This window comes from Skermanella sp. (genome assembly GCF_059503625.1).
In genome coordinates, this window is record NZ_JCACHA010000793.1 from 1 (window position 1) to 9,432 (window position 9,432).

10 protein-coding genes are annotated in these 9,432 nt (G+C 68.6%); all 10 read left to right on the forward strand.

The window, feature by feature from the left end; translation table 11 throughout:
* Positions 1–530, forward strand: a 530-nt coding sequence (gene modA / locus AC5JJ6_RS27985; protein ID WP_496045206.1) for a molybdate ABC transporter substrate-binding protein, incomplete at its 5' end; no start/stop codon positions are given.
* Position 531: 1 nt separating this feature from the next.
* Positions 532–1,221 carry a molybdate ABC transporter permease subunit gene (modB, locus tag AC5JJ6_RS27990; protein ID WP_044429869.1) on the forward strand — a complete coding sequence of 230 codons (690 nt, stop codon included), beginning with the start codon at positions 532–534 and terminating at the stop codon, positions 1,219–1,221.
* 26 nt (positions 1,222–1,247) lie between these two features.
* Positions 1,248–2,357 (forward strand): molybdenum ABC transporter ATP-binding protein, encoded by a 1,110-nt coding sequence (gene modC, locus AC5JJ6_RS27995; protein WP_496045207.1) that lies wholly within the window; start codon positions 1,248–1,250, stop codon positions 2,355–2,357.
* Positions 2,358–2,391: 34 nt separating this feature from the next.
* A complete protein-coding gene (locus AC5JJ6_RS28000) occupies positions 2,392–2,865 on the forward strand; it encodes a winged helix-turn-helix domain-containing protein (RefSeq protein ID WP_496045208.1) in 474 nt (157 codons plus the stop codon).
* Between the two features lie 119 nt (positions 2,866–2,984).
* Complete coding sequence (locus AC5JJ6_RS28005) at positions 2,985–3,683, forward strand: lipid-binding SYLF domain-containing protein (protein WP_496045209.1); 699 nt, start codon at positions 2,985–2,987, stop codon at positions 3,681–3,683.
* Between the two features lie 16 nt (positions 3,684–3,699).
* Complete coding sequence (locus AC5JJ6_RS28010; RefSeq protein ID WP_496045210.1) at positions 3,700–6,081, forward strand: adenylate/guanylate cyclase domain-containing protein; 2,382 nt, start codon at positions 3,700–3,702, stop codon at positions 6,079–6,081.
* Positions 6,078–6,887, forward strand: coding sequence for an ABC transporter permease (locus AC5JJ6_RS28015; protein ID WP_496045211.1), 810 nt, complete (start codon positions 6,078–6,080; stop codon positions 6,885–6,887). Before AC5JJ6_RS28010 ends, AC5JJ6_RS28015 begins: the two co-directional genes overlap by 4 nt.
* Positions 6,888–6,890: 3 nt before the next feature.
* Positions 6,891–7,556, forward strand: a complete 666-nt coding sequence (locus AC5JJ6_RS28020) for a P-loop NTPase family protein (protein WP_496045212.1) — start codon at positions 6,891–6,893, stop codon at positions 7,554–7,556.
* Positions 7,553–8,449 carry an MlaD family protein gene (locus AC5JJ6_RS28025; RefSeq protein WP_496045213.1) on the forward strand — a complete coding sequence of 299 codons (897 nt, stop codon included), beginning with the start codon at positions 7,553–7,555 and terminating at the stop codon, positions 8,447–8,449. The genes AC5JJ6_RS28020 and AC5JJ6_RS28025 overlap by 4 nt, the downstream gene beginning before the upstream one ends.
* Complete coding sequence (locus AC5JJ6_RS28030; RefSeq protein ID WP_496045214.1) at positions 8,446–9,360, forward strand: outer membrane protein assembly factor BamD; 915 nt, start codon at positions 8,446–8,448, stop codon at positions 9,358–9,360. The genes AC5JJ6_RS28025 and AC5JJ6_RS28030 overlap by 4 nt, the downstream gene beginning before the upstream one ends.
* The last annotated feature ends 72 nt before the right edge of the window (positions 9,361–9,432 follow it).

Genomic DNA, 9,432 nt, shown 5'->3' on the forward strand with positions numbered 1-9,432 from the left:
TGGATTATCTCGCCAAGCGCGACCTGATCAGGCCGGAAAGCCGATCCAACCTCGTCGGCAACAAGCTGGTCCTGATAGCCCCCAAGGCGGTTGCCAGCCCGATCACCGTCGAGAAGGGCAACTTCCCGCTGCTCCAGCGGATCGGCAACAGCCGTCTGGCGACAGGCGAGCCCAACAGCGTCCCCGTCGGCAAATACGCCAAGGCGGCGCTGACGCATCTCGGCGTCTGGAACGACGTCGAGCCGAAGCTGGTCCGGGCCGAAAGCGTCCGCTCGGCGCTGGCCTTCGTATCGCGCGGCGAGGCGCTGCTCGGCATCGTCTACGAGACGGACGCCAAGGTAGACAGGGGCGTCGAGGTCGTCGGCACCTTCCCGGCGGACAGCCACCCGGCGATCATCTATCCGATCGCGCGCACGGCGACCAGCAAGGCTCCGGACGCCCAGGCGTTCCTGGATTTCGTGAAATCGCCGGCCGCCTTCGACGCGTTCAGGAAATACGGCTTCTCCGCAGCCCCCGCTCCCCAGGGCTGACGTGCTGACCCCCCTGGAAATCGAAGCGGTCAGCCTGAGCCTGTGGGTCGCAAGCTGGAGCACCCTGACCGTGCTGCCGCTCGCCATCGTCGCGGCGCTCATCCTGGCCCGCGCCGAGTTCTGGGGGAAATCGCTGTTCGACGGCATCATCCACCTGCCGCTGGTGCTGCCGCCCGTCGTGATCGGCTATCTGCTGCTGATCACGCTGGGCACGCGCGGGGTCATCGGGTCATGGCTGCTGGAAAACTTCGGCATCCGCCTGATCTTCACATCAGCCGGTGCTTCGGTCGCGGCCGGCGTCATGTCGTTCCCGCTGATGGTGCGGGCGATCCGGCTGGCGATCGAGGCGATCGACAGCGGGCTGGAAGCGGCGGCGCGGACGCTGGGCGCCGGTCCGATCGACAGATTCCTGACCATCACCCTGCCGCTGATGCTTCCCGGCATCCTTTCCGGCGCCGTTATGGCCTTCGCCGCCAGCCTCGGCGAGTTCGGCGCCACCATCACCTTCGTCTCGAACATTCCGGGCGAGACACGGACGCTGCCGCTGGCGATCTATACCGCGACGCAGACGCCCGATGGCGACCTGGAAGCCGCCCGGCTGGTGGCGCTGTCCTTCACCCTGTCGCTGAGCGCACTGATCCTGTCGGAATGGCTCGGCCGCCGGGTTCGCCGGATGATGGGCAGGCCCTGAGAGATGCCGGTATTGGGGACTTTTGAATGCTGGACGTAGCGATCAAGCGGCGGCAGGGATCGTTCGACCTCGACATCGCCTTCCAGGCGCCTTCCCAGGGCGTCACGGCGCTGTTCGGTCCCAGCGGGTCGGGCAAAAGCTCAGTCATCAACGCCATCGCAGGCCTCAGCCGGCCCGATGCCGGGCATATCCTGCTGGACGGCGCCGTCCTGTTCGACAGCGCCCGCAGGGTCGACGTGCCGGTGGAGAAGCGCCGCGTCGGCTACGTCTTCCAGGACAGCCGCCTGTTCCCGCATATGTCGGTGCTCGACAACCTGCTCTACGGGTTGCGCCGGGTCCCCCAAGGCGAACGCCGGATCGAGCTGGAGCCGGTAGCACAGCTGCTGGGGATCGATCCGCTGCTGAAACGGCGTCCCCACACGCTTTCCGGGGGAGAAAGGCAGCGGGTCGCGGTCGGACGGGCGCTGCTGGCCCAGCCGCGCATCCTGCTGATGGACGAACCGCTGGCCTCGCTGGACGCCGCCCGCAAGGCCGAGATCCTGCCCTATATCGAGCGGCTGCGCGACGAGTTGAACATCCCCATCGTCTTCGTCAGCCATTCGGCGGACGAGGTGGTCAGACTGGCCACCACCCTGGTACTGGTCGCCGACGGGCGGGTCCGGGCGACCGGCACGGTTGCGGAACTGTCGGTCCGGCTTGACCTTGACGGCGCCATCGGCGGACCGGAAGCCGGCGCCGTGCTGGATACCACCGTGATCGGTCACGATCCCGCCTCCCGCCTGACGGCCCTGGGATTCGACGGCGGCGAGCTGACGGTACCGCTGCTGAGCCTGGGTATCGGGCAGGCGCTGCGAGTGCGCATCCAGGCGCGCGACGTGATCCTGGCGCTGGAACCGCCGTCGCGGATCAGCGTGCATAACATGCTGGAAGGCCGTATCATCGAGCTTGGCGAGGCAACCGGACCGTCGCGGGACGTCAAGATCGATCTCGGAGGATCCTTCCTGCTGGCCCGCGTCACACAGCACTCGGTCGAGCGGCTGGGACTGACCGCCGGCGTCCAGGTCTTCGCCCTGGTGAAGAGCGTCGCCTTCGACCGGGTCTTTCCGGGACCGGCGGGAAAGCACATCGCCCTCTAAGGGCCGCAAGAACAGAGTTGAGGAATCAACCGCCATGGCGAAGCTCAGGCTGCGCATCGATTTCGAACCGGCCGGTTCGCTCGGCCCCGGCAAGGTGGCCCTCCTGGAAGCGATCCGGCGCTGCGGCTCCATCTCCAGCGCCGCCCGCGAGTTGGACATGTCCTACCGCAGGGCCTGGCTGCTGATCGACGACCTGAACCAGACCTTCCGCCAGCCGGTGGTCAGCGCCGTCGTCGGCGGGAGGAAGGGCGGCGGGACGGGCCTGACCGCCTTCGGCGAGACCGTGATCCGCCATTACCGCGAGATGGAGGCCGAGGCCGAGGCCTCGCTCGCCCGTCACATGACGGCCCTTCAGGACGAGGTGGCGACCGGCGGCACAGACGCTCCACGGCACGACTGCCCCATTCCGGAGGACGGTTCCGAGCGCGGCGAGCAGGAACGGGACTGCGACGGGCGCAAGGCGATGCAGCGCAGCCTGTCGAAGCAGCCGGGCGGACGGCTTAACTAACACCTCCCCAACAGCGTTACATACAGTCAACACCTTCCGGGAAGTGGCGCGTTCATGGAAAGATCGAGGGGTCTGCGTGTTACCGGCATGCCGACCCAACGATAAAAAGGATAAATTCCATGAATGGTTCGCTGTCACGCCGCCGGCTTCTGACGCTCGGCGCCCAGGGCGTCACCGCATCGTTCGTGCTGGCCGCCTGCGCATCGACTCCCCCGGAGTCGTCCGGCGATCCCGCGGCACTCGTCAGCGACGCGGATGCGACATTGATCAATTTCCTGCGCGATCCGGAAATGACGTGGTTCCGCGACAACCTGCCGAGTGCGCGGGGCGTGCTGATCGTACCGACCTTCGTCCGGGCCGGCTTCATCTTCGGCGGCGCCGGCGGCAATGGGGTCCTGATGGTCCACGACGACTCGCGCGACTGGAGCTATCCCGCCTTCTACACGGTAGCCTCCGGCAGCGTCGGCTTCCAGGCCGGTGCGGAGGTAGCGGAAGTGATCCTGATGATCCGCTCCCAGCGCGGCGCCGACGCGATGCTGAGCAACTCCTTCAAGCTGGGCGCAGACGCCAGCGTGGCCGCCGGCCCTGTCGGCGCCGGTGCCCAGGTCCAGACATCGGACATCCTGGCGTTCTCCCGCTCCAAGGGGCTGTACGGCGGCGTCAGCCTGGATGGCTCGGTGATAGCGCCGCGCGACGCCTGGAACTCCACGTATTACCGGCGTCAGGTCCGTCCGGTGGACGTCCTGGTCAGCCGCAACGTTTCCAACCCGCAGGCCGACCGGCTGCGCAACCGATTGAGCCGCAATATCCAGAGCTGACCCCGGAAAGCCGGTCGTGCGCGGGCGGGATGTCATCGACGTCGATACGGATCCGGCGGTGGCGTTCCACGACCGCCTCCGCCGCGTCATTCGGCTGGGCGTTCCGATCCTGGGCGTGCTGCTGATCGCGGGGGCGCTGGCCGGAACCGCCTACTATTCCTACACCGTCAACCGGCGGGATGCCCTGGTCCTGAGCCAGGATCTGATCGAGGCCCTGGACCGGCGCGTCAGGACGCAGGTGACGGCATGGCTGGAACCGGCGGCGGATACCGCCGAGGTTTTCGCCGGCGCCATCGCGGCAGACCCTCTCGGCCCTGGGTCGGAAGCGCTGGCGCTGACCCTGATGCGCAGCCGCACGCGGCTGACATCCCTGTATGTCGGCAGTGCCGGGGGCGATTTCCTGATGGTGCAGCGTTCGGCGGCAGGCGGGCTGGACACCAAGCGGATCGTCAGGTCGGAAGGACAGCGCCGGGTCACCTGGACACGGCGGACGCCGGACGGCGCCGTCACCGCGACCGAGGAAGATCCCGCCGACACCTATGATCCCGCCGAACGGGCATGGTACCGGGGCGCCGCCGCAGCCGACGGGCTGTTCTGGAGCGACGTCTACGTCTTCTTCTCCAACCGGAAGCCCGGCATCACGGTATCGAAGTCCGCCCGCCGGGCGGATGGCTCCGTGTCGGCGGTGGTCGGCGCCGATGTCGAGCTTGCGGCGATCGGAGAGTTCCTGGGCCAGCTGGACGTAGGCCGTACCGGGCGCGCATTGATCACCGAGGGGGACGGAAGTCTGGTGGCCCTTCCCGATGCGGCGGCCCTGCTCCGCGGCGAGGACGACGCGCCGCGACCCGCCCGCATCGAGGAACTTGGCCAGCCGGTGATCCGTGAAGCCTTCGACCGGGTGAGGATCAGCGGCGAGACGCGCGCCCTCATGGAGATCGACGGCACCCGGCAGATCGTCTCGGCATCCTCCCTGAGGCAGACGGTCGGGCGCGACTGGTGGCTGCTGCTGATCGTGCCGGAGACGGACTTCGTCGGGTTCGTCGCGGCCAACAACATCAGGACCCTGATGCTCTCGGGGTCGGTCATGGCACTCGCGATCGGGCTTGCCGGCTTCCTGGCATGGCAGGGCATCCGGACGGACCGCCGCGCCCGCGACCTGCTGCGGCGCCAGCGGGCGCTAGCTGTCCAGAACACCGCCCTGCGCGATCTCGCCGAACTGGACGGGCTGGGGAACCCGGCGGACGGGGCCGCATTGCGCCGCGCCGCGGAGATCATGGCGGGGGCCACGGGTGCGCGCGGCATCAGCCTGTGGCGGATCGAGGACCGCCTGCTGGTCTGCGCCAACAGCTTCGACCGCGACAGCCGGGGCCACACCGACGCCGCGGAAATCCCGCTGGACCAGTGCCCGCAATTCGCCGCGAGCCTGTCTTCCGGCGAAATCCTGCCGGTGGCGGATACCGGAAGCGACCCGCTGACCGCCGAGCTTTACCTGATCTACCTTCAGGCCGCCGGCTGCCGCAGCCTGCTGAGCGTGCCGGTCCGGAACGAAGAATGCGTGGTCGGCTGCGTCTGGATCGAGGACGCAGCATTGTCGGCGGAAGCGGAGCAGGACGCGATCGGCTTCGTCCGCATCCTGGGCCGGCTGCTGGCGCCGCGCTTCGCCAGGGCGCAGGCGCCGGTCGCGGAAGAGCGGGCTGCGCAGCCTGCGGCATTGGCAACCGCCGAAGCGCGCGGCGGCCCCTGCCTGCCGGGTGGACAAGCGGGGCTGCGTAACGCTTCCCTGTCGGTCGAGCGCGACCGGCTGCTGCTCCACGAGATCACCCGGCGCGGGCTGGGCGACGATCAACTCGCCGCGATGCGCTTTTCCCATGTCACCGTGATGGTTCTGCGGATGGCCGACGACATAGCGCTGGCTACGGGCAGCGCCGCCGATGCCGTGGTGATCGAACGGATCGTCCGGTCCTGCCAGGGTGCGGCGGAACGGCACCGTATCCGCTACCTGAAGATCCTGAACGAGCAGATCGTCGCGGCGGAAGGATTCGACCCCGACGACAGGGAGGACGCGGCGAGGCGGCTGGCGAGTGCGGCGCTGGAAATAGATGCGGAATGCATGCGCATCTTCGCCAGCCTGGGCCGTCCGCCGGGCTTCGCGCTGGGGCTCGACACCGGGGCGGTCCTGGGCTCCGCGATCGGCTTTGGGCAGGTCGCCTTCAACGTCTGGGGCGAAGCGGTGCGGGTGGCGGCGACCATGGCGAACTCGGCGCCCGGCGGCATGGTCCAGGTGACCCAGAGCACCTACGAACTTCTGCGCGACGGCTTCGTGTTCCGCCGGCGCGGCGCCTTCTGGCTGGAGCGGCTGGGCGAGATGACGACCTATTTCCTGCGGGGGCGCCTGTGACCGCCGCCACGACAGGCCAAGCCGTCAAGGCGGGAAAGCCGGCGCCCCTGCCGCCCTGGTCACCGCGCTGGATCGTTACGACGGCCGCCGTCGGAACGGCTGTACTGCGCCAGATGGTCAGGCCGGTCACATGGCGCCGGCCCGTCCGGATGGAGTTCATGCGCTTCATGGCGATCTCGGGACTGCAAAGCATCCCGGCGGTCGCCATCACGGCGATTCTGGCCGGCCTGGGCTTGCTGTCGCAGGCGCTCTACTGGCTTGAGCAGGTCGGCCAGAACGACGAGATCACCCAGATCATCCTGACCATCCTGGTGCGGGAGGTGGCCCCGCTGACCGTCGGGCTGCTGGCGATCGGACGCAGCGGGCTGATCATCCTCAGCGAGCTGAGCCGCATGCGGGAAGAGGGGCGGCTGCGGGCGCTCGACGCGCAGGGGCTGGACCCGCTGCTCCTGCTGGTGCTGCCGCGCGTGCTGGCGCTGTCGCTCAGCACATTCTGCCTGACCATGCTGTTCGTCGTTGTGGCACCCCTGGCCGGCATGCTGGCGGCGCTGGCGCTCGGCATCACCCAGCAGCCGGTCGATCAGGTCCTCGTCAACATCCTCTCCGTCATCGGATCGGCCGGCTACGCCATCCTGCCGCTGAAGTCGCTGAGCATCGGGTTCGTGATCGGCCTGGCGGCTTGCGTCACCGCGCTGGAGCAAGGCGCCGGCCGCGACGAGGCCGCCACGACGCTGCTGCCGTCGGGTTTCTTCCGGGCGCTGCTGCTCACCCTGGTGGTGAACGGGCTGCTGAGCGTGATGGTGTAGACGATGGACCAGCCGCCGGTCCTGGAGTTCGCATCCACCGTCCTGACGGACGGGTTGTCGGTCGATTTGACTCTGGGGCCGGGCGAGTTGATCCTGATCGATCCGGGCGACGAAGAGCACGAGCGGACGATCGCCGATGCCGCCTGCGGGCTGGCGCCACCGCTGCAAGGGACCGTCAGCATGCTCGGGCGCGACTGGTCGCGACAGCAGCCCGACCACGCCAACGCCCTGCGCGGGCGGATCGGTCACAGCTTCCGGCGCGGCTCATGGGTCCCGTATCTCAGCCTGATCGACAATATCCTGCTGCCCCAGCTTCACCACACGACGCGGCCCTATTCAGAAACCCGGGACGAGGCGAACCGGCTGTCCGCCGGCTTCGGACTGCCCGGACTGCCGACTGTGCTGCCGGGACAGGCGACCGCATCCGATCTTATCCGGGCGGACCTGATCCGCGCCTTCACCGGGTCTCCAGCCCTGGTGATCCTGGAGGGACCGCCGGCCGACGGCGTCGGTCCGCTGGTCGATGCGATCCGGGCCGTGCGCGACCGCGACGGCGCCGTGCTGTGGTTCACGCTCGATCCGGCGCTCTGGTACGAGCCCGCCATTCCCGCCACCCGCCGGTACCGGGTGCGCGGCGACGCTCTCGTTGCCGAGGGAGACACGCGATGACCGCAGAGACCCGGCAATTCCGCTACGCCAGCCGGCGCATCGGCCTGTTCGTGCTGCTGGCGCTGGCGGTCTTCGTCGCCGCCATCCTCCAGGCCGGGGTGCTGCGGGGACTGCTGAATCCAACCTCGACCCTGCGCGTCATCATGCCAGCCGAAGGCCTGGCGGGTCTGGCGCGCGGTTCCGCCGTCGAAGTGCTGGGCACCAGGGCCGGCGAGGTCCGGGAGATCGTGATCAATCCTACCGAGAACTTCCACGCCATCGTCCGGATCGACAAGGCGATGCAGCCCTTCATCCGGAGCGATTCCAAGGTGCTGATCCGGAAGCAGTTCGGCATAGCGGGCGCCGCCTTCCTCGACATCACGCGCGGGACCGGGACGGAACTTGACTGGGACTATGCCGTGCTGGAAGCGGCGCCGGAACGCGGCGCCACCGAAAACATCGGGCAGATCATCGACCAGTTGAGCACCAAGATCTTCCCGGTCATCGACAAAACAGACCGCGTCATGGCGGCCCTGGCGAACATCACGGAGGAGCTGGACCGGGGAGAAGGCTCGGCAGGCCGAATGCTGGTGGACGATACCCTCATCCGCGACCTGGAAGCGGCCGTCGCCCAGGTGCCGCCCGTGGTCGGCAATGCGGATGCGGCGCTGGTATCGCTGAACACCGTCCTGCGCAACGTCAACCGGCTGGTGCCCCAGATCCGCGACTTGGCAGGCAAAGCCGGCTCCGCCTCGGCGGAGCTGCCGATGTTCATCAACCAGACCCAGGCCGCCGTTGCGGAGCTGGAGCGGCTGCTGGTCCAGTTGCAGGGGAATTGGCTGCTGGGCGGCGGAAGTGGCCAGCCCGGCCAGCCCGAGCGGAAACCGCTGTCCCCGCTGGAGGTGCGCCCGTGAGCAGGCATCGCGGCTGCATATCGGCCGCCATCCTGTGCCTGATACTGACGGCCTGCGGCAGCACGCCGGAGCCGCCGCCCGGCCCTGAGGCGGTGCAGGATGCGGAAATCTCGGCGTCCCTGGAAATGGCCCGCTTCGCCTTCCTGTCCGGCCGCTACGATCAGGCGGTACGGGCATATTCCGGCAGCCTGGACCGCGCCTATGCCCGCGACGACGTGGCGGCGATCGCCGTGGCGGGTCAGGAACTGGCGTTCTCGTACCTGCGCGCCGGCAAGCCGAAGGAGGCGGCGCAAACCGCATCCAGGACCAGGAACGAACTGGCGCGCCGGGGCCGTCCCGCCCGCCCTGCCCAGGCGCTGGTAGAGGCCACGGCGCGCTACCGGCTGAAGGAGACCGCCGTGGCGGAGCGGCTGGCCCGCGAGGTCGCCGGTTCCATGGACGATCCGATGGCGGCGAACCGTGCCACGTTCCTGCTCGGCCTGATCGCGGCGGACCGGCGCGACGCTGCAGCCCTTACCGCCGCCTCGGACACACTCTCCCGGAGCGGCGAGCAGCCGGAGATGAAGGCGGACAGCCTTCATCTGGCCGGCAGGCTTCACCTGATTCGGAAAGACTACGTCCAGGCCGCCGACGCCTTCATGGCGGAGGAAGCCCTGCGCCGCGCTTCCGGCGACGAGCCGGGCGTCGCGCGGGCGCTGGCATTGGCGGCGGAATCGATGGAGAGGAACGGCCAGAAGGCGAAGGCGGCCGATCTCTGGTTCCGCTCCGGCAGAAGTGCCGCCCAGGAAGGCGACGCCGAGGCGGCATCCCGCCTCCGCCGCGCCGAATCCCTGGCGCGGCATACCGGTCAGCCGGCGCTTGCCAACGAAGCGCGTGGGCTGCGGCTGAACTTTGAAGACCGCCGGCGGTAAGCAGCGCGACAATCCAAGTAAGAGGATGTTGAGTTGAAGACGCGCCAAATTTTCGCGATGGTGTGTCGTGAG